The sequence below is a fragment of the Chitinophagales bacterium genome (genome assembly GCA_019694975.1).
GTDB lineage: Bacteria > Bacteroidota > Bacteroidia > Chitinophagales > UBA10324 > JACCZZ01.
Genome location: JAIBAY010000003.1, coordinates 1 through 20,460, shown reverse-complemented (window position 1 = coordinate 20,460; position 20,460 = coordinate 1). Strand labels below are relative to the sequence as shown.

At 44.4% G+C, this 20,460-nt stretch carries 32 protein-coding genes; all 32 read left to right on the top strand.

Annotated features, from left to right (window positions below; all coding sequences use genetic code 11):
• Positions 1-8 precede the first annotated feature (8 nt).
• Positions 9-2,117, top strand: a complete 2,109-nt coding sequence (fusA, locus tag K1X61_06535) for an elongation factor G (GenBank protein ID MBX7108291.1) — start codon at positions 9-11, stop codon at positions 2,115-2,117.
• Positions 2,118-2,526: 409 nt separating this feature from the next.
• Positions 2,527-3,828, top strand: coding sequence for a tail fiber domain-containing protein (locus tag K1X61_06530; protein ID MBX7108290.1), 1,302 nt, complete (start codon positions 2,527-2,529; stop codon positions 3,826-3,828).
• Positions 3,829-4,397: 569 nt separating this feature from the next.
• Positions 4,398-4,703 carry a 30S ribosomal protein S10 gene (gene rpsJ, locus K1X61_06525; GenBank protein ID MBX7108289.1) on the top strand — a complete coding sequence of 102 codons (306 nt, stop codon included), beginning with the start codon at positions 4,398-4,400 and terminating at the stop codon, positions 4,701-4,703.
• A gap of 14 nt (positions 4,704-4,717) precedes the next feature.
• The gene (gene rplC / locus K1X61_06520) at positions 4,718-5,341 is read left to right on the top strand and encodes a 50S ribosomal protein L3 (GenBank protein MBX7108288.1); all 624 of its coding nucleotides are present in this window, start codon (positions 4,718-4,720) and stop codon (positions 5,339-5,341) included.
• Positions 5,342-5,371: 30 nt separating this feature from the next.
• The gene (rplD, locus tag K1X61_06515) at positions 5,372-5,998 is read left to right on the top strand and encodes a 50S ribosomal protein L4 (GenBank protein MBX7108287.1); all 627 of its coding nucleotides are present in this window, start codon (positions 5,372-5,374) and stop codon (positions 5,996-5,998) included.
• Positions 5,999-6,013: 15 nt separating this feature from the next.
• Positions 6,014-6,307, top strand: a complete 294-nt coding sequence (rplW, locus tag K1X61_06510) for a 50S ribosomal protein L23 (GenBank protein ID MBX7108286.1) — start codon at positions 6,014-6,016, stop codon at positions 6,305-6,307.
• 91 nt (positions 6,308-6,398) lie between these two features.
• Positions 6,399-7,223, top strand: a complete 825-nt coding sequence (gene rplB / locus K1X61_06505; GenBank protein ID MBX7108285.1) for a 50S ribosomal protein L2 — start codon at positions 6,399-6,401, stop codon at positions 7,221-7,223.
• A gap of 71 nt (positions 7,224-7,294) precedes the next feature.
• Entirely contained in the window at positions 7,295-7,564 is a 270-nt protein-coding gene (gene rpsS, locus K1X61_06500) for a 30S ribosomal protein S19 (protein ID MBX7108284.1), read from the top strand.
• A 3-nt stretch (positions 7,565-7,567) separates the two neighbouring features.
• On the top strand, positions 7,568-8,041 hold the full coding sequence (rplV, locus tag K1X61_06495; GenBank protein ID MBX7108283.1) for a 50S ribosomal protein L22: 474 nt from the start codon (positions 7,568-7,570) through the stop codon (positions 8,039-8,041).
• Positions 8,042-8,073: 32 nt separating this feature from the next.
• The gene (gene rpsC / locus K1X61_06490) at positions 8,074-8,838 is read left to right on the top strand and encodes a 30S ribosomal protein S3 (protein ID MBX7108282.1); all 765 of its coding nucleotides are present in this window, start codon (positions 8,074-8,076) and stop codon (positions 8,836-8,838) included.
• A 70-nt stretch (positions 8,839-8,908) separates the two neighbouring features.
• Positions 8,909-9,328 carry a 50S ribosomal protein L16 gene (gene rplP / locus K1X61_06485; GenBank protein ID MBX7108281.1) on the top strand — a complete coding sequence of 140 codons (420 nt, stop codon included), beginning with the start codon at positions 8,909-8,911 and terminating at the stop codon, positions 9,326-9,328.
• Between the two features lie 14 nt (positions 9,329-9,342).
• Positions 9,343-9,561 (top strand): 50S ribosomal protein L29, encoded by a 219-nt coding sequence (gene rpmC / locus K1X61_06480; GenBank protein ID MBX7108280.1) that lies wholly within the window; start codon positions 9,343-9,345, stop codon positions 9,559-9,561.
• A 48-nt stretch (positions 9,562-9,609) separates the two neighbouring features.
• Positions 9,610-9,864, top strand: coding sequence for a 30S ribosomal protein S17 (rpsQ, locus tag K1X61_06475; GenBank protein ID MBX7108279.1), 255 nt, complete (start codon positions 9,610-9,612; stop codon positions 9,862-9,864).
• Between the two features lie 83 nt (positions 9,865-9,947).
• Positions 9,948-10,316, top strand: coding sequence for a 50S ribosomal protein L14 (rplN, locus tag K1X61_06470; GenBank protein ID MBX7108278.1), 369 nt, complete (start codon positions 9,948-9,950; stop codon positions 10,314-10,316).
• Positions 10,317-10,318: 2 nt separating this feature from the next.
• On the top strand, positions 10,319-10,678 hold the full coding sequence (rplX, locus tag K1X61_06465; protein ID MBX7108277.1) for a 50S ribosomal protein L24: 360 nt from the start codon (positions 10,319-10,321) through the stop codon (positions 10,676-10,678).
• A gap of 32 nt (positions 10,679-10,710) precedes the next feature.
• Positions 10,711-11,256, top strand: a complete 546-nt coding sequence (rplE, locus tag K1X61_06460; protein ID MBX7108276.1) for a 50S ribosomal protein L5 — start codon at positions 10,711-10,713, stop codon at positions 11,254-11,256.
• 4 nt (positions 11,257-11,260) lie between these two features.
• Positions 11,261-11,530, top strand: a complete 270-nt coding sequence (rpsN, locus tag K1X61_06455; protein MBX7108275.1) for a 30S ribosomal protein S14 — start codon at positions 11,261-11,263, stop codon at positions 11,528-11,530.
• 34 nt (positions 11,531-11,564) lie between these two features.
• The gene (rpsH, locus tag K1X61_06450; GenBank protein ID MBX7108274.1) at positions 11,565-11,969 is read left to right on the top strand and encodes a 30S ribosomal protein S8; all 405 of its coding nucleotides are present in this window, start codon (positions 11,565-11,567) and stop codon (positions 11,967-11,969) included.
• Between the two features lie 112 nt (positions 11,970-12,081).
• Positions 12,082-12,645 (top strand): 50S ribosomal protein L6, encoded by a 564-nt coding sequence (gene rplF, locus K1X61_06445; GenBank protein ID MBX7108273.1) that lies wholly within the window; start codon positions 12,082-12,084, stop codon positions 12,643-12,645.
• A 57-nt stretch (positions 12,646-12,702) separates the two neighbouring features.
• On the top strand, positions 12,703-13,050 hold the full coding sequence (gene rplR / locus K1X61_06440) for a 50S ribosomal protein L18 (protein ID MBX7108272.1): 348 nt from the start codon (positions 12,703-12,705) through the stop codon (positions 13,048-13,050).
• 47 nt (positions 13,051-13,097) lie between these two features.
• Positions 13,098-13,616: a 30S ribosomal protein S5 gene (gene rpsE / locus K1X61_06435; GenBank protein ID MBX7108271.1), complete on the top strand. Its 519-nt coding sequence runs from the start codon at positions 13,098-13,100 to the stop codon at positions 13,614-13,616.
• 82 nt (positions 13,617-13,698) lie between these two features.
• The gene (gene rpmD / locus K1X61_06430) at positions 13,699-13,878 is read left to right on the top strand and encodes a 50S ribosomal protein L30 (GenBank protein MBX7108270.1); all 180 of its coding nucleotides are present in this window, start codon (positions 13,699-13,701) and stop codon (positions 13,876-13,878) included.
• 2 nt (positions 13,879-13,880) lie between these two features.
• Positions 13,881-14,327, top strand: a complete 447-nt coding sequence (gene rplO / locus K1X61_06425; protein ID MBX7108269.1) for a 50S ribosomal protein L15 — start codon at positions 13,881-13,883, stop codon at positions 14,325-14,327.
• Between the two features lie 8 nt (positions 14,328-14,335).
• On the top strand, positions 14,336-15,673 hold the full coding sequence (secY, locus tag K1X61_06420) for a preprotein translocase subunit SecY (protein MBX7108268.1): 1,338 nt from the start codon (positions 14,336-14,338) through the stop codon (positions 15,671-15,673).
• 6 nt (positions 15,674-15,679) lie between these two features.
• Complete coding sequence (map, locus tag K1X61_06415) at positions 15,680-16,459, top strand: type I methionyl aminopeptidase (GenBank protein MBX7108267.1); 780 nt, start codon at positions 15,680-15,682, stop codon at positions 16,457-16,459.
• A gap of 95 nt (positions 16,460-16,554) precedes the next feature.
• Positions 16,555-16,773, top strand: a complete 219-nt coding sequence (infA, locus tag K1X61_06410) for a translation initiation factor IF-1 (GenBank protein MBX7108266.1) — start codon at positions 16,555-16,557, stop codon at positions 16,771-16,773.
• 57 nt (positions 16,774-16,830) lie between these two features.
• The gene (gene ykgO / locus K1X61_06405) at positions 16,831-16,947 is read left to right on the top strand and encodes a type B 50S ribosomal protein L36 (GenBank protein ID MBX7108265.1); all 117 of its coding nucleotides are present in this window, start codon (positions 16,831-16,833) and stop codon (positions 16,945-16,947) included.
• Positions 16,948-17,015: 68 nt separating this feature from the next.
• The gene (gene rpsM / locus K1X61_06400; GenBank protein ID MBX7108264.1) at positions 17,016-17,399 is read left to right on the top strand and encodes a 30S ribosomal protein S13; all 384 of its coding nucleotides are present in this window, start codon (positions 17,016-17,018) and stop codon (positions 17,397-17,399) included.
• A gap of 54 nt (positions 17,400-17,453) precedes the next feature.
• Positions 17,454-17,843, top strand: a complete 390-nt coding sequence (gene rpsK, locus K1X61_06395) for a 30S ribosomal protein S11 (protein MBX7108263.1) — start codon at positions 17,454-17,456, stop codon at positions 17,841-17,843.
• Between the two features lie 63 nt (positions 17,844-17,906).
• On the top strand, positions 17,907-18,512 hold the full coding sequence (gene rpsD, locus K1X61_06390; GenBank protein ID MBX7108262.1) for a 30S ribosomal protein S4: 606 nt from the start codon (positions 17,907-17,909) through the stop codon (positions 18,510-18,512).
• A gap of 84 nt (positions 18,513-18,596) precedes the next feature.
• Entirely contained in the window at positions 18,597-19,589 is a 993-nt protein-coding gene (locus tag K1X61_06385) for a DNA-directed RNA polymerase subunit alpha (GenBank protein ID MBX7108261.1), read from the top strand.
• 101 nt (positions 19,590-19,690) lie between these two features.
• Positions 19,691-20,245 (top strand): 50S ribosomal protein L17, encoded by a 555-nt coding sequence (gene rplQ, locus K1X61_06380; GenBank protein MBX7108260.1) that lies wholly within the window; start codon positions 19,691-19,693, stop codon positions 20,243-20,245.
• Positions 20,246-20,460 lie beyond the last annotated feature (215 nt).

The following is a 20,460-nucleotide window of genomic DNA, read 5'->3' as shown; positions in this document are numbered from 1 at the left end:
ACATTTTTATGGCTCAGGATTTAAAGTTTACCCGAAACATCGGGATAGCTGCGCACATTGATGCCGGCAAAACAACCACCACGGAACGCATTCTTTACTATACTGGTGTTTCGCATAAAATCGGTGAAGTGCATGACGGTGCTGCCACGATGGATTGGATGGTGCAGGAGAAGGAGCGGGGTATCACCATCACGTCTGCTGCTACACGGTGTTTCTGGAAATACAAGGACAAAGAATACAAAGTAAATATCATTGATACACCCGGTCACGTCGATTTTACCGTCGAGGTAGAACGTTCTTTACGTGTTCTTGATGGTATGGTAGCACTGTTTTGCGCAGTTTCCGGCGTAGAACCTCAGTCAGAAACGGTGTGGCGCCAGGCTAATCGTTATAAGGTTCCCCGTATCGGTTTTGTGAATAAAATGGATCGGAGCGGCGCTGATTTTCTGGATGTGGTAAAACAAGTGAAGGAAAAATTAGGTGCCAATCCCGTTCCGCTGCAATTGCCTATCGGAGCTGAAGATTCATTTAAAGGCGTGGTTGACCTGGTGCTGAATAAAGCCATCATCTGGGACGATACCACGCAGGGTATGACCTATAAAGAGATTCCGATACCGGATGATATGAAGGAACTGGTGGAAGAATATCGTACCATTATGATTGAAGCGGTTGCCTCCTACGATGATAAGATCCTTGAAAAATACCTGGAGGACGCTGATTCGCTTACCGTAGAGGAGGTGATGGAAGCCATCCGTAAAGCAACCATAGACATTGCTATTATTCCTATGCTATGCGGCTCGTCCTTCAAAAATAAGGGAGTGCAGGCGATGCTTGATGCGGTGATCACCTACTTGCCGTCCCCTTTGGATCTGGAAGCCGTAAAAGGAATAAATCCAAATACAGAAGAGGAAATTTTCCGCAAACCGGATGCAAAGGAACCATTTACCGCTTTGGCTTTTAAAATCATGACTGATCCATTTGTCGGCCGTCTTGCTTTCTTCCGTGTCTATGCGGGTACGCTCAATGCAGGTTCTTATGTTTTAAATACCAGAACAGATAAGAAGGAGAGGATTTCGCGTATTTTTCAGATGCATGCCAACAAGCAAAATCCGATAGAAGTAATTGAAGCCGGAGATATCGGAGCTGCCGTAGGATTTAAAGAGATAAGGACAGGTGATACTCTGTGCGATGAAAAAAATCCGATCATCTTGGAAACGATCAAGTTCCCGGATCCGGTAATTTCAATAGCAGTTGAAGCCAAAACGCAAGCTGATGTTGATAAACTGGGTAATGCGCTTGCCAAACTTGCCGAAGAGGATCCAACCTTCAAGGTTCGTGTGGATGATGAAACCAGTCAAACCATCATCAGTGGTATGGGTGAGTTGCACCTGGAGATTATTGTTGACAGATTAAAGCGTGAATTCAAGGTTGAATGTAACCAGGGCGCTCCGCAGGTTGCTTACAAAGAAACCATCACCAAGACCATCAAGCACCGCGAAGTATTCAAGAAGCAAACAGGTGGCCGTGGTAAGTTCGCAGATATTCATGTGGAAGTTGGGCCTGTGGGCGAGGGCGAAAAAGGATTGGTCTTTGTAAATGAAGTATTTGGTGGCGCTATTCCGCGTGAGTTTATTCCGCCGGTGCAAAAAGGTTTTCAGGCCGCTATGTCTGCCGGTGTGTTGGCGGGTTTCCCTGTTGATGACCTTAAGGTGACGCTGTATGATGGAAGCTACCATAATGTGGACTCCGATCAGATGGCATTTGAGCTGTGCGCCAAGTATGCATTCAGGGAAGTGTGTGCCAAAGCAAATCCCATTCTGCTTGAACCGATCATGAAAGTGGAAATTGTTTCTCCGGAAGAATATACAGGCGATGTGGTAGGTGATCTGAATCGCCGCCGCGGACATCTTGAATCAATGGAAATGAAAGGCAACGCCCAGGTGATCAAGGCTAAGGTGCCTTTATCAGAAATGTTCGGTTACGTAACACAATTGCGTACGATTACTTCTGGTCGCGCCACATCCATCATGGAGTTTTCGCACTATGCCCCTGCCCCCAATGCCATCACCGAAGAGGTGGTGTCAAAGGCAAAAGGAAAAGTGAAGGCGGAAGCCTAACACTTATTAAAGTTTGCATGTAAAGCCCTCTAGATCCGGAGGGCTTTTTTATTGTAGATAGGCCAGTGACTATCGTGAAAATTGAAAATTGGCCTTTAGATGCTGATTATTGACTATTGATTTTTTCGATCGACAATAATGAATATTCAATATTCAGCACGCAATTATTGTCAATGACTTGCTTACCCGTTAGTCATTTCATAATAGAAAAATAAAATATGTATTAAGAAGTCGGCGAGGAAGACCATGGCCAAATCCTAAATGACTGCTTGCCGAGTATGCGTCGACCTTATCGTTTTTCTCAATCCGTTGCTTTCACCCGGAAAATTCCACCTCTACTTATATGGGATTGATTGAAGCTCTTATGAATATTTCTTTTGCGTTTAATTATTCAACAAAAAATCAGCAAATGAAAACAAATTTCAAATTGATCATCAACGGCATTTTATTATCTGTATCCTGCATCCTGCATACAGATTTGAAAGCACAAAATGCCAATACCACACTATCCAATCTGGCTGCTCCTACAGCGGTCAATAAGGCTTTGCTGCCGGTAAGCGTTGCAACATTTGATCTGGGATCAACTGCAAAAACCTGGCGCGACATTTACCTTGATGGATCGCTCTTTCTCGACGGAAGTAAATTTCTCACCAATGGTACCTCATCAAATTCTGTCTTTGTGGGTAGTCTTTCAGGATCAACAGCAATTGGTTCAAATAATTCCTTCATGGGTTATTTGAGCGGATCCAAAACAACTTCCGGATTCGGCAATACATTTTTAGGTGCGTATGCCGGAGAGCATAACATAGCCGGAAGTGAAAATGTATGTATCGGTTACCTCACAGGAGCCGTTGGTGCACCGTCAGATTTAGGTAGTAACAATACGTACGTTGGTTCACAGATCACCTCGTGGGTGCCAAATGTCACCAATGCTACAGGCATAGGATACAACGCAGATGTAACGGTGAGCAATACAGCACGTGTCGGCTCAGGCATCAGCAGGATTGGAATTGGCAAGGAATGCTCCTCATCCAGTATCCTCGAATTTTCAGCCACTTCGGCTAAGCTTTCCAGTGGCGGCACCTGGACTAATTCAAGTGATGAACGACTGAAAGAAAACAAGGAAGTGCTTGATAAGAACAAGATTCTCGACAAAGTCAATCATCTGAGCATCACCCGCTGGAACTATAAGGTGGATGGCAGCCGGAAGTACATTGGCCCGATGGCGCAGGATTTTCACAGGTTATTTGAGGTGGGTGACGACACCACCATATCTACCATCGATCCTGCAGGTATTGCTTTGCTTAGTATTCAGGCTTTAAGTGTACAGATTAATGCTTTGATGAAACAGAATGCTGATCTTCAGCAACAGATCAATGAATTGAAAGATATCGTCGCGCCTTGCCAGTTGCCCTCCATGTCAAAAGTAGAGTCATCTGCGAATACCAGTATTCCGGTTTTAGGTATGAATATCCCGAATCCGTTCGATAGCAGAACATTAATTCCGGTCAATATTCCTGCTTTTAAAAGTTATGCCGTTATACTCATTACATCCGCTGCTTCAGGCAGGCTGGTTCGTACCATTCCGGTAACACAAGGCGACTCCCATGTTACATTTGAAGCTAACGATCTTCCGGGTGGTACCTATGCCTACTCACTGTATATCGATGATCATTTAATAGATACTAAGAAGATGCAGATTCTGCACTAACGGTACAAGTACCCTTACGTGGAATACATTTCCGGACGGTTGGTTCCAGGGAAAATCATCTTATGTGAAGAATATGGCAAAAAGAGCGCTATTGGCCGCTCTTTTTGGTTGTAGCCGGTGCCTGATAATAATCCTGTCAGGGTTAATTGTCAGCATTTTGTAAAAGCAAGCTAATATTCAACTAAATGCCAGTTGAACTATCGGAGTTGATTTTAAACGGTCTTCTTTTTGTAAAGTCCTTTGCTTGTTCAAAAACTTTCAAAATGAATACTAAATATCAGGTTCTCGGGGAAATTGGAAGTTGGCTGCTCGCCGCAATTTTCATCTTTACCACCGTCAAGATCGTTGCGCTCCTTTTCTTCTGATATTGTACACTTGCCCGGTAAAAAACGGACTTATCGGGAGCCGGCAATTATCGGGTAGCCAGACGCTATGGTTACCTGCTTTGGTCTAAATGGCATTCAATTATCATCAGGCTGTCTTCAACACAAAATTCTTTTTCATCCTATTGGAGATACCAAGTTGTTGTCATACCTTTGCAATCCGTTTTTAAAAGCTCATTGAAATAAATGGCACAGAGAATCAGAATAAAGCTATTATCGTATGACCACAGTCTGGTAGACAAAAGCTGTGAGAAGATTGTGAAAACGGTGCGCAGCACCGGTGCCGTTGTGGCGGGACCTATACCCCTTCCCACTGAAACAAAAATTTTCACTGTGTTGCGTTCTCCGCACGTGAATAAGAAAGCCCGCGAACAGTTCAAACTCTGTACTTACAAACGCTTACTTGACATTTACACCTCATCATCCAAAACAGTGGATGCGCTGAGCAAATTAGAATTGCCCAGTGGTGTTGAGATTAACATTAAAGGTTAAAAGACACTACCAACATGAAAGGCATTATTGGAAAAAAGGTCGGCATGACCAGCTATTTTGATGAAACCGGAAAAAACATTTCCTGTACGCTCATCGAAGCCGGCCCATGTACGATTACACAAATCAAAACCAATGACAAGGACGGCTATAGTGCAGTGCAGTTAGGTTTTGATACAAAAAAGGACAAGAATACCACCAAGCCGCTTCAAAAGCATTTTGCAAAAGCAGGTTCACCAGCCAAGCGGAAGTTGCTCGAATTCCGGGATTTTGGCACGGAAAAGAATCTTGGGGACACAGTTTCTGTAGACATATTTGAGGTTGGCGAAAAAGTTAACATCGTAGGTGTTTCCAAAGGCAAAGGCTTTCAGGGTGTTGTTAAACGTCATGGTTTTCATGGGGTAGGTGGACAAACGCATGGTCAGCATGACCGCAACCGCGCTCCCGGTTCGCTGGGTGGTTCTTCTTATCCATCCAGGGTATTCAAAGGATTACGTATGGCAGGCCGCGACGGAGGGAAAACAGTGAAGATCAGGAACGTATCCGTACTGCGCATCTTCGCTGATAAGAATCTGATGGTTGTTAACGGATGTATTCCCGGCCCGAAGGGTTCATATGTTGTAATTAAAAATGAAAATTAATTAAAGCCTCACCGCGATAATCATTGAACCATGAAAGTTGACGTTTTAAAAACAGATGGTAACAAAGCAGGAAGGAGTGTGGATCTTCCCGATGCATTTTTTGCTGTGGAACCCAATGACCATGCTATCTACCTTACGGTGAAGCAATTTCTGGCCAATCAACGCCAGGGTACACATAAGGCAAAGGAAAAATGGGAAGTCTCCGGATCCACCAAGAAATTACACAAACAGAAAGGTACCGGTGGTTCAAGAAAGGGAAGCATCAAGAGTCCCTTATTTCCGGGTGGTGGACGGGTGTTCGGCCCTAAACCACGTGATTATAGCTTCAAGCTGAATCAAAAAGTTAAGGACCTTGCCAGGAGATCTGCTTTAAGTTACAAGGCAAAGGATAACAGTATCACGATCATCGAAGATTTTAAACTGCCGGATCATAAAACCAGGGAGTTTGCACAGATACTTAAGAATCTTGGCTTGGCGGGTAAGAAGACAATTATGGTTATAAATGAAGGCGATGAGCATTTGATGATAGCCAGCCGCAATGTGCAGAAGAGCCGAGTAGCTAAAGTGAGTGATTTAAACACTTATGAAATAATGAATGCATCTACACTTGTTTTTGTAGAAAGCAGTTTGAAACATTTTGAATCAGCTAATAATTAAAACGGAATTTATCTCATGGGAGAAATACTGATCAGGCCGTTAATTTCAGAAAAGTTGAATTCGCTTAATCAAAAATTCAACAAGGTTGGTTTTGTGGTGGCAAGGAATGCAAATAAGATTCAGATCAAGAATGTGGTAGAGAAAATGTACGGTGTAACCGTAAAATCTGTTTCCATAACTGTATTGCCCGGCAAAACGAAACAGCGCAACACCAGGAAAGGAGTTTCAACAGGTATGAAGAGCCCGATAAAAAAGGCATACATAACCCTCGCCAAAGGCGAAACAATAGATTTCTACGCAAACATCTGATCAGTCAGAGTGCGGACACGTGGCTGCGGACAGTTACGTTAAAATGATGAATAGCAACTAACGTTAAAGATTAGCGGAAAAGTAATCAAAGATGGCAGTAAGAAAATTAAATCCGGTTACACCGGGGTCAAGGTTCAGAATCATCAATGCTTTTGCAGAGATAACCACCAGTACGCCTGAAAAGAGCCTGCTGGAACCCATTAAAAAAACGGGCGGCAGAAACAGTGACGGACACCGTGCGATGCGCTATATCGGTGGCGGACATAAACAGATGTACCGTATTATCGATTTCAAACGCGATAAGCATGGCGTTCCCGGTGAAGTTAAATCCATTGAATACGACCCCAACCGTTCAGCCTTTATTTCCCTTATTCAGTATAAGGACGGTGAAAAAAGATATATCCTGGCGCCTGCCGGCATTAAAGTAGGGCAAACAGTGCTCTCCGGCCCCGAAGCTCCTCCTGAAATCGGTAATGCCCTTTTCCTGAAGGATATTCCACTCGGTACAATCATACATAATATAGAACTGCATCCCGGAAAAGGCGGTGCCATGGCGCGGAGTGCCGGCGCTAATGCGCAGCTGAGTGCGAAAGAAGGGAAGTATGCGATAATCAAACTGCCGTCCGGCGAAAACCGAATGGTGCTGGCAAATTGCATCGCTACCATTGGTTCTGCATCAAATTCAGATCACAATACAGAAAGATCAGGTAAGGCAGGCAGCAACCGTTGGAAAGGTATACGTCCAAGGGTGCGCGGTGTGGCTATGAATCCGGTTGATCACCCGATGGGCGGTGGCGAAGGCAAAGCCTCAGGGGGCCATCCACGTTCGAGAACAAGCAAGTATGCCAAAGGCATGAAGACGCGGCATCCAAAAAATGTTTCAAATAAATTCATAATCAGCAGGAAGAAGAAATAGATCATAGTTCTTCCGGTGGAGGAGTTAATAAATTAAAGCATTAACCGATCAAGAATAACTAATAACTCAGCATGAGCAGAAGTATTAAAAAGGGACCCTATGTTGATCACAACCTACAGGAAAAGGTGGATAAGATGACCAACACCGGTAAGAAGACAGTGATTAAAACATGGTCACGCCGTTCTACCATCACACCTGAGTTTGTGGGAAACACATTTGCAGTACACAATGGCAATAAGTTTATTCCCATCTATGTGAGTGAGAATATGGTAGGGCATAAGCTGGGAGAGTTTGCACCTACCCGCAATTTTAAAGGTCATTCATCAAAGAAAATTGTTTAAGCCATGGCAGAAGCAAGAGCCGTTTTGAGAAATTGCCCTTCATCACCACGTAAGATGCGTTATGTTGCAGATATGATACGTGGGATGGATGCAGAAAAAGCACTTTTTGTACTGCAACACAGTGCAAAATTCGGTGCCAAACCCCTGGAGAAACTCCTGCGATCTGCCATCGATAACTGGGAGAAAAAAAATGAAGGGGTGCGAATTGAAGATGCACAACTCATTGTCAAAACATTGTTTGTGGATGGTGGTGCCATGTTGAAGCGTTGGTTACCTGCACCGCATGGAAGAGCCTATAAAAAACGGAAGCGTTCCAATCATGTTACACTGATCGTGGATTCGAAGATTGTAACTGGAGAAAAGGTACAGGCAACTGCAGCAAAAGAAGCAGACAATTCAGTTGCACCGGTTGCAGAGTCACCGGTTAAGAAATCGTCAAGAGCAAAAAAGGCTGCTAAAGAAACAGTAAAAGCATAAAATAAAATCACCCAATAGACTAAAACAACTGCATGGGACAAAAAGCAAATCCGATTGGTAACCGTCTCGGAATTATTAAAGGATGGGAATCCAACTGGTACGGTGGACGTGAGTTTGCCGAAAAGCTGGTAGGCGATGAGAAGATCCGCAACTACCTGAGAGCTCGCATAACCAAAGGAGGGCTCGCGCAAATTGTTATTGAACGGACCTTAAACCGTATCACGATCACGATCCATACTTCACGCCCCGGAATAATTATAGGCAAGGGAGGCGGTGAAGTAGACCGTATCAAGGAAGAGTTGAAGAAGTTGACGGATAAGGAAGTGCAGATTAATATCGTGGAAATCCGCCGGGCAGAAACTGAAGCAGCTATCGTTGGTGATACAATTGCCAGGCAGATTGAAGCGCGCATCAACTACAGGCGTGCGATTAAAATGTCGCTTGCTTCCGCCCTTCGCATGGGTGCTGAAGGAATTAAAGTAAGGATCAGCGGACGATTGGGAGGTGCGGAAATAGCACGGTCGGAAGAGATCAAACAAGGCCGTGTTCCATTGCATACATTCCGCGCCGACATTGATTATGCACTGGCTGAAGCACAAACTGTATATGGCAAGATTGGCATCAAGGTGTGGATTTGTAAAGGAGAAATTTATGGTAAGCGTGATCTTTCACCGAATGTGGGTCAAAAAACCAATGAGATGCAAAGGCCAAAGAGTGGAGGAGGAGGAACCGGTGCAGGTGGCAGAAGAGGCGGAGGAGGCAGAGGAAAGGACAGGGAACGCAGCGACAGAGAGTAATTCAGGAGATTATCTGAAATCAGCATAAGAAACTACAGGAGACAGCAAGAACCAGTAAAGAGCAGTTAACATGTTACAACCGAAAAAAACCAAATATCGCAAGACCCAACGTGGTAAAATGAAGGGTAATGAACAACGTGGGTTTACGCTCTCGTTCGGTTCATTCGGACTCAAGACGCTGGATGAGGCCTGGTTAACCGATAAGCAGCTGGAGGCGGCACGTGTAGCCTTAACGCGGCACATGAAACGTGAAGGCCAGGTATGGATCCGTGTTTTTCCGGATAAGCCGCTTACTAAAAAGCCGGCAGAAGTGAGGATGGGAAAAGGAAAGGGTAACCCGGAAGGATGGGTGGCACCGGTTAAGCCCGGTCGTATACTTTTCGAAGCAGAAGGCGTGGCACTCAACATTGCAAAGGAAGCAATGCAGCTGGCTGCAGATAAGCTCCCTGTTCATACGAAGTTTGTTGTTGCAAGAGATTATAAAGCATAAAAGAGAAGCAAATCATGGCGAAGAAAAAATTAAACCTGAAAGACCTCACGACTGCTGAAGTGACGGAAAAATTAAAAGAGGATAGCACGCATTATACCAAGATGAAGTTCAATCATGTGGTTACAACGCTGGAGAATCCCATGACGCTTCGTCAAATGCGCAGGGATATTGCTCGAATGAAGACGGAGTTGAAACAACGGTCCGTTACCGAAGCAAAAACGGAGACTAAATAAATCATCAGACAAATAGTTCAGGCCATCATTTAAAGCCGTAAGAAATTCATGGAAAGAAATCTTAGAAAGTCAAGAATAGGTGTCGTAACCAGTAACAAGATGAGTAAAACCATAACGGTGTCGATTGAACGGAAGGTGAAGCACCCTCTTTATGGTAAGTATCTTAAGAAGACCAAAAAGATGATGGCACATGATGAGAAGCAGGAATGTTCTATTGGTGATACGGTGCGGATCATGGAAACCCGTCCGGTGAGCAAAAACAAACGCTGGAGGCTGGTAGAAGTAATAGAGAAAGTTAAATAACACATAACATAAGCAGCCGGTTTGCAGCGGATGAAATGAAGGAGTTTAAAACCGGAAACAGCAGTTAAAAGAATCTTAGAGCAATGATACAAACAGAATCAAGATTGACGGTGGCTGATAACAGCGGGGCACGTGAGGTGCTGGTGATTCGGTTATTGGGCCATTCACATCAGCGCTATGCTTCAGTTGGAGATGTGGTAATTGTGACCGCCAAAGACGTGATACCTGCCGGGCAGTTGAAAAAGGGAACTGTTTCAAAAGCTGTAATTGTAAGAACCAAGAAAAGGATCCGCAGAAAGGATGGTTCGTATATCCGTTTTGATGATAATGCCTGTGTGTTGCTGAACCCATCCGATGAGCCACGGGGTACGCGTATTTTCGGCCCGGTGGCAAGAGAACTGCGCGAAAAACAATTCATGAAGATAATTTCTTTAGCACCTGAAGTACTGTAACCATGAACAATACAAAAACTAAAACAACCCGCTTCAAGACAAAGACGCATGTAAAGAAAAACGACATGGTATATGTTCGTTCTGGTGATGATAAGGGAAAGAAGGGACGCGTACTCGAAGTAATGGTGGACAAGATGAAAGCATTGGTGGAAGGTGTGAATATTGTATCACGCCATACCAAGCCGAATGCAAAAAATACACAGGGAGGCATTGTTAAAAAGGAAGCGCCGGTACATATTTCCAAACTCATGTTGCTGGACCCGAAGGATGGAAAACCAACCAGGGTTGGCAGAAAACGCGAAAATGAGAAATCGGTTCGGTTCGCTAAAGGAAGAGTTCGTTCAGGCCAGGTGATAAAATAATTTATTAAAGTAGCAGTCCAATGGAAAAATACATTCCCAGGTTAAGAAAACACTACGAAGAAAATGTGGTGCCTGCTTTGAAAAAACAATTCAATTTCAAGTCAGGTATGCAGGTACCCCGCCTTGAAAAAATTGCCATCAACCAGGGTGTAGGTGCGGCTACTGCCGATAAGAAACTGATTGATACCGCTGTTGCTGAAATCTCGGCCATTGCAGGTCAACGCGCAGTTGCTACCAAATCCAAGAAGGATATTTCCAATTTCAAACTGCGGGCGAATACCCCGATTGGAGTACGGGTAACACTTCGCGGTGAACGGATGTATGAGTTTTTGGATCGTTTCATTTCGGTGGCATTGCCACGCGTGCGTGACTTCAAAGGGGTGAATGATAAAAGCTTTGACGGAAGAGGGAATTACACACTCGGCGTAACCGAACATATCATCTTCCCTGAAATAGATATCGATAAAATCACCAGGATGAATGGTATGGATATCACTTTTGTAACCAGTACAACCGACGATGAGGAAGCGAAGGCATTACTCGCCGAATTAGGGATTCCGTTTAAAAAAGATAAATAAGCAAATGGCAAAAGAATCAGTAAAAGCAAGAGAAAGAAAACGTGCCCGCATGTCGGCTAAATATGCCGCAAAACGTAAAGCCCTTAAAGCTGCCGGTGACTATGTTGGATTGGATAAACTTCCTAAAAATGCATCACCGGTACGTAAGCATAACCGTTGCCAGATAACTGGACGGCCGAAAGGGTACATTGGTGAATTTGGCATTTCCAGGATCAAGTTCAGGGAGCTGGCCCTGAATGGCAAGATCCCGGGCGTAACGAAAGCTTCCTGGTAAGCGTGATAAATTAATTAATCAATTCCAACAACTCATAATGGTAACCGATCCTATAGCTGACTACCTCACCCGCATGCGCAATGCACTCACAGCGAATCATCGCATAGTGGAAATTCCTTCTTCCAACCTGAAGAAGCGGCTGACTGAAATATTGTATGATAAAGGATACATACTTAAATACAAATTTGAAGACAGCACAAATGGAAGTGGCGTCATTAAAATTGCCTTGAAATACAACCAGGTTACCAAGCAGCCTGCTATACGCTCGCTGCGCAGGGTAAGCCGTCCGGGATTGAGAAGATATCGTGGCGCTGAAGAATTACCAAAGGTGATGAATGGATTGGGTATAGCAGTAATTTCCACCTCCAAAGGGCTGATGACTGATAAGGAAGCGAAGACACAAAAAATTGGCGGAGAGGTGCTTTGCTATATTTTCTAAGTAAAAGTAATTCACCTGCTGGCAAGAGTGCAGGATAATGAATTGGTGAAATGAACGAAAGCAGGTATTCACAGTAGTTAAAACAGGATTTTAAAACAAGCAATATTCAAGCATGTCACGCATAGGAAAAATGCCGGTTGCATTACCCAAAGGAGTCAGTTTTTCTGTCACTCCTTCCAATGAGGTTATTGTAAAAGGCCCGAAAGGTCAGTTGACGCAGAAAGTTGATGCAGATATCACGTTCACAACGGAAGATGGTCAGGTAATCGTTAACAGGCCCACCAATCAGAAACGCCATAAGGCATTGCATGGATTGTACCGTGCTTTATTGGCAAATATGATGAAGGGAGTCACTGAAGGGTACGAAACAAAACTGGAACTTGTGGGTGTTGGTTTCAGGGCAACGGTAACCGGTCAGTTGTTGGAATTATCCGTTGGATTTTCACATCCTGTTTTATTTTCACTGCCGAAGGAAATCAAGGCATCGGCTGAACAGTTGAAAGGTCAGAACCCCATCATCACCCTGAGCAGCTATGACAAGCAATTGCTGGGGCAGATGGCAGCGAAGATCCGTGAAGTGAGAAGGCCGGAACCATACAAGGGCAAAGGTATTAAGCATGTGAACGAAATTCTGCGCCGCAAAGCCGGTAAGTCCGCTGCGACAGGCGCAAAATAATATGAATTAAAAAACAGCCTACGGCAAAATCCGTAAGCGAAAATAAAATCAAAAAAAATGGTAAGAAAGGAAGCAAGAAGAGAAAAGATCCGCAGGAAGATTCGGAAGAAAATTTCCGGCACCAAGGAAAGGCCCCGCCTGTCAGTCTATCGCAGCAACAGTGAAATCTATGTGCAGATCATTGATGATTCTCAGGGACATACTTTAGCGGCAGCCTCTTCCCGTGATATGAAGGAAATCACCGGAACCAAGATTGAACGATCGAAGGAAGTAGGAAAGGCAATTGCCAAAAGAGCAATTGATGCGGGTATCAGCAATGTAATATTTGATCGTGGCGGTTACCTGTATCACGGACGGGTTAAAGCCGTTGCAGATGGTGCACGTGAAGGCGGACTGCAATTTTAAATTCAGGATTGAATCCTAATCTGTTAACAAGAAATCAGCGAAATACAATGGCGCAAGCAAACATTCAAAGGGTAAAGGCAAGCGAGCTGGACCTTAAAGACAAAGTGGTAAACATTCAGCGTGTGGCGAAGGTGACAAAAGGTGGCCGTACCTTCAGCTTTTCCGCTTTGGTGGTGGTGGGAGACGGTAATGGTATCGTGGGACAAGGCCTTGGCAAGGCGCGGGAGGTGCAGGAAGCTATTACCAAAGGCATCGATGATGCTAAAAAGAATCTTGTTAAAGTGCCGGTTTACAAAGGAACGATTCCGCATGAGCAGATCGCCAAATTCAGTGCATCGAAAGTATGGATAAAACCGGCTTCACACGGAACCGGTGTAATTGCAGGCGGTGCAATGCGTGCAGTGCTGGAAAGTGCAGGGGTTACGGATGTGTTGGCGAAATCACTGGGTTCAACCAACCCTCACAATGTGGTTAAGGCAACCATAAAAGCCCTTTCACTGGTAAGGGATCCGCTGGTAATTTCACAAACGCGCAATGTAAATCTGAAAAAAGTCTTTAACGGTTAATACAGCCGGCATTTTCCGGGAACAATAGGCAGCTGCAATTTTTGCTGATCGCATATTGTATCGAAAAACAGAATCAATAACCATGGCAAAACTAAAAATTACCCAGGTAAAAAGCGCAATCGACCGGCCCGAAAGGCAGAAGCGTACGATTACTGCTTTGGGCATCCACAAACTGCATGTTCCGGTTGTGAAGGAAGATTCCGAACAAATACAGGGAATGCTGACAAAGGTGAGACATTTAGTGACTATTGAAAAAATCTAAGCATGAATCTCAGTAATCTGAAACCCGCAAAAGGGTCCGTAAAAAAGGTAAAGCGAATCGGTCGTGGTCAGGGCAGCGGTCATGGAGGTACTTCTACACGAGGTAATAAAGGTGCCGGTGCCAGAAGCGGCAATAAAAGCAGGAGAGGTTTTGAAGGCGGTCAGATGCCGTTGCAACGTAGGTTGCCGAAGTTTGGATTCAAGAATCCATTCCGTAAAGAGTTTGAAGTCATTAACCTCGGCCGCTTACAGGCATACGTTGATAAATACAAACTCACCGCGGTCAATCATGCAGTACTGCTGGAATATGGCATTATCACTAAGAATGATAAGGTGAAAATTCTTGGAACCGGCGAATTAAAATCAAAGCTTGATGTAAAAGTGAATGCAGTCAGCGAAACGGCAAAGAAGGCCATTGAAGCTGCCGGCGGTACTGTTAACCTTGTTTAATAACGTACATGAAACGTTTCGTTCAAACCATACAGAACATTTGGAAAATTGAAGACCTGCGTCAAAGGATTCTTTATACGCTGGGGCTTATTTTCGTCTATCGGGTAGGTTCATACATCGTACTGCCGGGCGTTGATCCTGTACAACTGGCAGCTGTAACCCAGCAGGGGGCCAAAGGTATTTTTGGTCTGCTCGATATTTTTGCCGGTGGCGCATTTTCGAGGGCATCCATATTTGCTTTGGGAATTATGCCCTATATCTCGGCCTCCATCGTGATGCAATTGGTTACACTGGCTATTCCCACCTTTCAGAAAATGCAGAAAGAAGGTGAAAGCGGGCGCCGCAAGATTAATAATATCACCCGGTGGCTGACAGTAGTAATAACTGCCGCACAGGCTTCCGGGTATGTTGTTTACCTGAAAAGCGGTATTGGTGCCAATGTGGTAAGCGGCGTCAATCCGGGGCTTTTCTGGTTTTCATCGCTCGTTATTCTTACAGCCGGCACGATCTTTATCATGTGGATGGGTGAAAAGATCACCGATCGCGGCATCGGGAATGGAATTTCGCTGTTGATTATGATCGGTATCATTGCGCGGTTACCCTTTGCATTCCTCGCAGAATTTGACAGTCGCTTGAATGAAGGCGGCGGTCTTGTATCCTTCCTGCTGGAACTTGCTGTGCTGCTCGCGGTAATAGTGATGGTTATTTTGCTGGTGCAGGGAACACGGAAGATTCCGGTGCAATATGCTAAGCGCGTCGTGGGTAATAAGCAATATGGAGGTGTGCGGCAGTATATTCCGCTGAAAGTGAATGCTGCAGGTGTTATGCCAATCATTTTTTCGCAGGCATTGATGTTTATACCGGCCACAGTTGCACAGTTTTTTCCCGACTCCGCTGCCATGCAGGGAGCAACAGCATTCACCAATCCCGGATCGTTCTGGTATAACCTGGTCGACCTGCTCCTGATTGTCATTTTCACGTATTTCTATACAGCCATTATTGTGAATCCGATTCAGATGGCAGATGACATGAAACGAAACGGTGGCTTTATTCCAGGCGTGAAGCCTGGAAAGCAGACCGCCAATTTTATTGATACGGTAATGTCAAGGATAACCCTGCCGGGTGCTTTATTTCTTGCTTTTGTTGCCATCATGCCTTCGTTTGCACGTGCTTTCGGTGTAAACAGTCAATGGGCAAATTTCTATGGCGGTACCTCGTTGCTCATTATGGTTGGTGTAATTCTCGATACGCTACAGCAGATAGAAAGTCACCTGTTGATGCGTCATTACGACGGGTTGATGAAGTCAGGACGCATAAAAGGGAGAACAACGGCAGTTAGTGCTTAGCAATAAATGATTTATTACAAGACACCGGAAGAGATTGAACGTATTAGAAGGAGTTCTTTGATTGTTTCAAGAGCTTTAGCCGAAGTGGCAAAGCATATTAAGCCTGGTATAGCAACCATAAAGCTTGATGCCGTGGCTGACCAGTTTATCAGGGATCATGGAGGTTTTCCAGCCTTCCTTGGTTATCGTGGTTTTCCCAACGCGGCCTGTATTTCTGTCAATGAAGTGGTGGTACACGGGATTCCCGGTAATACTATACTAAAGGAAGGAGATATTGTAAGTGTAGACATCGGTGTTGTATTAGATGATTTTTACGGAGACAGTGCATTCACTTTTCCGGTAGGTGAAATAAGTGAAGAAAAGCAGCGACTGTTAGCTGTAACAAGGCAATCGCTTGAATTAGGTGTGGAGCAGGCAAAGGTTGGTGGCAGAATCGGAGATATTGCCTCTTCCATACAGGATTATGTCGAGAGAAATGGCTACTCGGTAGTGAGGGAACTGGTAGGTCACGGAGTTGGAAAAAAGTTGCATGAAGATCCCGAAGTACCTAACTACGGTAAGCGTGGTTCCGGTGCAAAGTTGCAGGAAGGATTGGTTATTGCCATTGAACCAATGGTGAATATGGGAAAAAAGAATGTTCTGCAGGCAAATGACGGGTGGACGATTTTTACAGAGGACCATCAGCCTTCCGCGCATTTTGAACATACGGTAGCTGTAACGAAAGGCGGACCGCAAATGCTAACCACCTTCAGCTTTATTGAAGAAGTTTTGAATGTGGCAGTGTGAAGGAAAATGGATCGATTCAACATCAGCAGGAGTAATTCAGCAAAAGCTTAAAAAAATTCACGAATTAAACCGATATTTGCACCCTCAAATTTTGAATGGCTAAGCAAGATCTTATTAAACAGGACGGCACGATTACGGAATCATTATCCAATGCGATGTTTCGTGTCCGCCTCGAGAATGGGCACGAGATTATAGCCACCATTTCAGGAAAGATGCGGATGCATTACATACGGATTCTTCCAGGCGACAAGGTAACGGTAGAGATGTCGCCTTATGATCTGACAAGAGGTAGGATTACTTATCGGTTCAAGTAGCGTTAATAAATAAAGTGGCAATACGGGTTTAATTTCAGGACGCATAAAAATCAGACGATGAAAGTAAGAGCATCCATAAAAAGAAGAAGCGCAGACTGCAAAATTGTGCGGCGCAAAGGAAAGTTGTATGTGATCAACAAAAAAAATCCGCGCTACAAGCAGCGCCAGGGTTAAGATCATCAGACAAATTGCCAATAAGCAATCAGTAATTTTAATTGAAAAACAAAGATTAACGATACATCATGGCGAGAATTTCAGGTGTTGATTTACCTAAGAATAAACAGGGCTACGTTGGCCTTTCTTACCTTTTTGGCATTGGCCAGTCTGCTGCCAAGAAAATTCTTCAGGAAGCAGGTGTGGAGATTACCAAGAAGGTTAAGGATTGGAATGATGATGAATTGAATTCCATCCGTAATATCATAAATAATGACTGGAAAGTGGAAGGTGCATTGCGCTCGGAGATTCAGCTCAACATAAAGCGATTGATGGATATCGGATGTTACCGTGGAATCCGTCACCGCAAAGGACTGCCGACAAGAGGTCAGCGTACCAGGACGAACAGCAGAACCAGGAAAGGAAAACGCAAAACTGTTGCGGGTAAGAAGAAGACACCTGCCAAGAAATAAAAAATACGCAGTGCTGAAAGCATTGCACCCTCATCTGTAAAAGCATAAATCACAATGGCTGAAACAAAAAAGACCACCAAAAAGCGCAGTATCAAAGCTGAACCTGAAGGACACGTGCACATTCAGGCCAGCTTCAATAATATCATCATCACGTTTACCAATAAAACAGGCCAGGTGATATCATGGTCCTCTGCCGGCAAGATTGGCTTTAAGGGTTCGAAAAAGAATACCCCTTATGCCGCTCAGCTCGCCGCACAGGATGCTGCAAAGGTTGCACATGATTCCGGTATGCGTAAGGTGGAGGTATTTGTGAAAGGACCCGGTTCGGGACGTGAATCAGCGATCCGTTCTATCTCTTCGTCAGGAATAGATGTGACAGTGATCAAAGATATTACACCACTGCCGCATAACGGATGCAGGCCGGCGAAGAAAAGAAGGGTTTAGTGACACATCTTCGAAACATTAAACAATTCATTCAATTTAAAATACAGCGAATACGACAATAACATGGCAAGATTCACGGGCTCAAAGGCTAAAATAAACAGGAGATTTGGAGAACCTATCATGGGTTACACCAAATCATTGGAAAAGAAAAGTTATCCTCCCGGTATGCATGGGCAGTCTCGAAAGAAGAAGCAGTCTTCCGAATATGCGACACAGCTGAAGGAAAAGCAAAAAGCCAAGATGACTTATGGCCTGCTGGAAAGGCAGTTTGCGCGTTTTTATGCTGAAGCCGTTCGTAAAAAGGGAGTAACCGGTGAAAACCTGCTGAAGTTATTGGAGGCCAGGCTTGATAACACCATTTTCCGCCTTGGCGTAGCGCCCACCCGCAGGGCAGCCCGTCAGTTGGTGGTGCACAAGCACATCACCGTGAACGGTAGAGTTGCAGGCATTCCGTCACTTGTGCTTCGTGTAGGAGATGTGATCAGTATCAAAGAAAAATCCAAGGGCCTTCCTGCTATCACACAGGCCCTCGGCAACCGTGAGTCGAAGTACCCATGGCTGGAATGGAACAGTGATACCATGAAGGGTGTGTTTCTTGCTATGCCTGAGAAGGAGCAGATTCCTGAAAACATTCATGAGCAGCTGATTGTGGAATTGTATTCCAAGTAGTGCCAAGCCGGATATGCAGCGTGTTGAATAGCATTAAACGGATACCGGAATTATAAATTTTAGAACTAAAACCCGAAACAAATAATGGCTTTACTCACATTTCAAAAACCGGATAAAATCGTTCTGCAGAAGGCAACTGATTTTGAAGGATTGTTTGAATTTCGTCCGTTGGAACCCGGCTTTGGTGTAACCATCGGTAATGCATTGCGGAGGGTACTGCTTTCCTCGCTGGAAGGATATGCTATCACGGCAGTAAGGATCAGCGGTGTGGATCATGAGTTTTCGACCATAAAAGGCGTGATGGAAGATGTGACGGAGATTATTCTCAACATCAAGCAAATACGGCTTAAGAAAACTACTGAGGAAGATTTACAACAGGAAAAAATCCTTATTTCCATAAAAAATAAAGATGATTTCCGTGCAGGAGATATTGAAAAGGCTTCTTCCAACTTCCGCATCATGAATCCTGATCTCGTGATCTGCAGGATGGAGCGCAGCGTGAAACTTGACATGGAAATAATTGTGCAGAAAGGACGTGGTTATGTACCGGCTGAAGAAAACGAAGTAAAGGATGCTCCAATCGGAACGATTGCCACGGATGCGATCTTCACACCGATAAAAAATGTTAAGTACGCAGTTGAAAATACACGTGTTGAACAAAAGACAGACTATGAAAAGCTGATTATGGAAATCACAACGGATGGCACGATTCATCCGGAAGAAGCCATTAAAGAAGCTGCCCGTATCCTGATTCAGCACCTGATGCTCATCTCTGATGAAAACATCACTTTCGACAATAAAGAGAAAAAGGAAGATGATGTGGTGGATGAGCATATCCTGCATATGCGCAAATTGCTGAAGACACCTTTGGAAGATCTTGACCTTTCTGTGCGCGCTTACAATTGCCTGAAAGCAGCCAAGATCAGTTCTCTTTCAGAATTGGTAAAATATGATACGAATGAGCTGCTGAAGTTCCGCAATTTCGGCCGCAAGTCGCTGATGGAGATTGAAGCTTTGATTAATGAAAAGGGCCTCCATTTTGGAATGGACCTTTCGAAGTTCAAGCTTGATGATTAATAATTTGATTTATTGCTGAAGGACAATGCACTTTTCATAACGTTTTTTCATTTTGATCCTGCACTTATCTTTTCAGCCAACATACAACGGAGAATAAAACAATGAGACACCAGAATAAGATTAATAAACTCAGCAGAACGAGTCAGCACCGTGGTGCACTGTTAAGTAATATGGCAACTTCGCTTATTATGCATAAGCATATTACCACTACCACAGCGAAGGCAAAAGCACTGCGCCGGTATGTTGAACCGATTATCACCCGTGCAAAGGAAAACAGCACGCATAACCGCAGGGTTGTATTCAGTGTTTTGAGGAGCAAAGAGGCAGTTGATCAGCTCTTCGGTGACGTGGCTGAAAAAATTGCCAATCGCCCGGGCGGTTATACCAGGATTATTAAAATTGGCAATCGCCCAGGTGATAATGCTGATATGGCCTTAATAGAACTGGTGGATTATAGCCTGCTGAATGGCGCTGCATCAGCCACTGCGGCTGCTGAAACCGCTGCACCGAAAAAGCGTACACGCAGAGGAACCAATAAATCAACAGGTGCCAAGACAGAACCTAAGAATGTTGAATCGAAGAAGAGTGAGAAGAAGCCTTCCACAAAAACCACTAATACACCTAAAATCCGCCAGCGCAAATCAGGCGGTGCATAGTTGGATGTAACTTAACTTGCTGCAGCGCCGGAATATTTTTTCCGGCGCTTTTTTTTTGCGGCACATCGCTGTTGTTTGATTTCAGGATAGGGTATTCCCGAAAATGTAGAACTCAATCTGAGTAAGTATTTCACAGTATAGTGTGCAAAGAAAAAGCCCCAAATAAGTCACGAAGTGATCAAATTTGGGGCAGTAAAATTTGCACTACAAATGTA

Bases quoted from the DNA above. Each gene is read 5' to 3' on its own strand.
- K1X61_06530 (MBX7108290.1), top strand. From the start codon at position 2,527: ATGAAAACAAATTTCAAATTGATCATCAACGGCATTTTATTATCTGTA.
- rpsK (MBX7108263.1), top strand. From the start codon at position 17,454: ATGGCTGAAACAAAAAAGACCACCAAAAAGCGCAGTATCAAAGCTGAA.
- rplD (MBX7108287.1), top strand. From the start codon at position 5,372: ATGAAAGTTGACGTTTTAAAAACAGATGGTAACAAAGCAGGAAGGAGT.
- infA (MBX7108266.1), top strand. From the start codon at position 16,555: ATGGCTAAGCAAGATCTTATTAAACAGGACGGCACGATTACGGAATCA.
- rplF (MBX7108273.1), top strand. From the start codon at position 12,082: ATGTCACGCATAGGAAAAATGCCGGTTGCATTACCCAAAGGAGTCAGT.
- rpsS (MBX7108284.1), top strand. From the start codon at position 7,295: ATGAGCAGAAGTATTAAAAAGGGACCCTATGTTGATCACAACCTACAG.
- rplQ (MBX7108260.1), top strand. From the start codon at position 19,691: ATGAGACACCAGAATAAGATTAATAAACTCAGCAGAACGAGTCAGCAC.
- rplC (MBX7108288.1), top strand. From the start codon at position 4,718: ATGAAAGGCATTATTGGAAAAAAGGTCGGCATGACCAGCTATTTTGAT.
- rpsM (MBX7108264.1), top strand. From the start codon at position 17,016: ATGGCGAGAATTTCAGGTGTTGATTTACCTAAGAATAAACAGGGCTAC.
- rplR (MBX7108272.1), top strand. From the start codon at position 12,703: ATGGTAAGAAAGGAAGCAAGAAGAGAAAAGATCCGCAGGAAGATTCGG.
- K1X61_06385 (MBX7108261.1), top strand. From the start codon at position 18,597: ATGGCTTTACTCACATTTCAAAAACCGGATAAAATCGTTCTGCAGAAG.
- rplW (MBX7108286.1), top strand. From the start codon at position 6,014: ATGGGAGAAATACTGATCAGGCCGTTAATTTCAGAAAAGTTGAATTCG.
- rpmC (MBX7108280.1), top strand. From the start codon at position 9,343: ATGGCGAAGAAAAAATTAAACCTGAAAGACCTCACGACTGCTGAAGTG.
- rplV (MBX7108283.1), top strand. From the start codon at position 7,568: ATGGCAGAAGCAAGAGCCGTTTTGAGAAATTGCCCTTCATCACCACGT.
- rplB (MBX7108285.1), top strand. From the start codon at position 6,399: ATGGCAGTAAGAAAATTAAATCCGGTTACACCGGGGTCAAGGTTCAGA.
- rpsQ (MBX7108279.1), top strand. From the start codon at position 9,610: ATGGAAAGAAATCTTAGAAAGTCAAGAATAGGTGTCGTAACCAGTAAC.
- rplN (MBX7108278.1), top strand. From the start codon at position 9,948: ATGATACAAACAGAATCAAGATTGACGGTGGCTGATAACAGCGGGGCA.
- fusA (MBX7108291.1), top strand. From the start codon at position 9: ATGGCTCAGGATTTAAAGTTTACCCGAAACATCGGGATAGCTGCGCAC.
- rpsJ (MBX7108289.1), top strand. From the start codon at position 4,398: ATGGCACAGAGAATCAGAATAAAGCTATTATCGTATGACCACAGTCTG.
- ykgO (MBX7108265.1), top strand. From the start codon at position 16,831: ATGAAAGTAAGAGCATCCATAAAAAGAAGAAGCGCAGACTGCAAAATT.
- rpsN (MBX7108275.1), top strand. From the start codon at position 11,261: ATGGCAAAAGAATCAGTAAAAGCAAGAGAAAGAAAACGTGCCCGCATG.
- map (MBX7108267.1), top strand. From the start codon at position 15,680: ATGATTTATTACAAGACACCGGAAGAGATTGAACGTATTAGAAGGAGT.
- rpsE (MBX7108271.1), top strand. From the start codon at position 13,098: ATGGCGCAAGCAAACATTCAAAGGGTAAAGGCAAGCGAGCTGGACCTT.
- rpsD (MBX7108262.1), top strand. From the start codon at position 17,907: ATGGCAAGATTCACGGGCTCAAAGGCTAAAATAAACAGGAGATTTGGA.
- rplP (MBX7108281.1), top strand. From the start codon at position 8,909: ATGTTACAACCGAAAAAAACCAAATATCGCAAGACCCAACGTGGTAAA.
- secY (MBX7108268.1), top strand. From the start codon at position 14,336: ATGAAACGTTTCGTTCAAACCATACAGAACATTTGGAAAATTGAAGAC.
- rpsC (MBX7108282.1), top strand. From the start codon at position 8,074: ATGGGACAAAAAGCAAATCCGATTGGTAACCGTCTCGGAATTATTAAA.
- rplX (MBX7108277.1), top strand. From the start codon at position 10,319: ATGAACAATACAAAAACTAAAACAACCCGCTTCAAGACAAAGACGCAT.
- rplO (MBX7108269.1), top strand. From the start codon at position 13,881: ATGAATCTCAGTAATCTGAAACCCGCAAAAGGGTCCGTAAAAAAGGTA.
- rpmD (MBX7108270.1), top strand. From the start codon at position 13,699: ATGGCAAAACTAAAAATTACCCAGGTAAAAAGCGCAATCGACCGGCCC.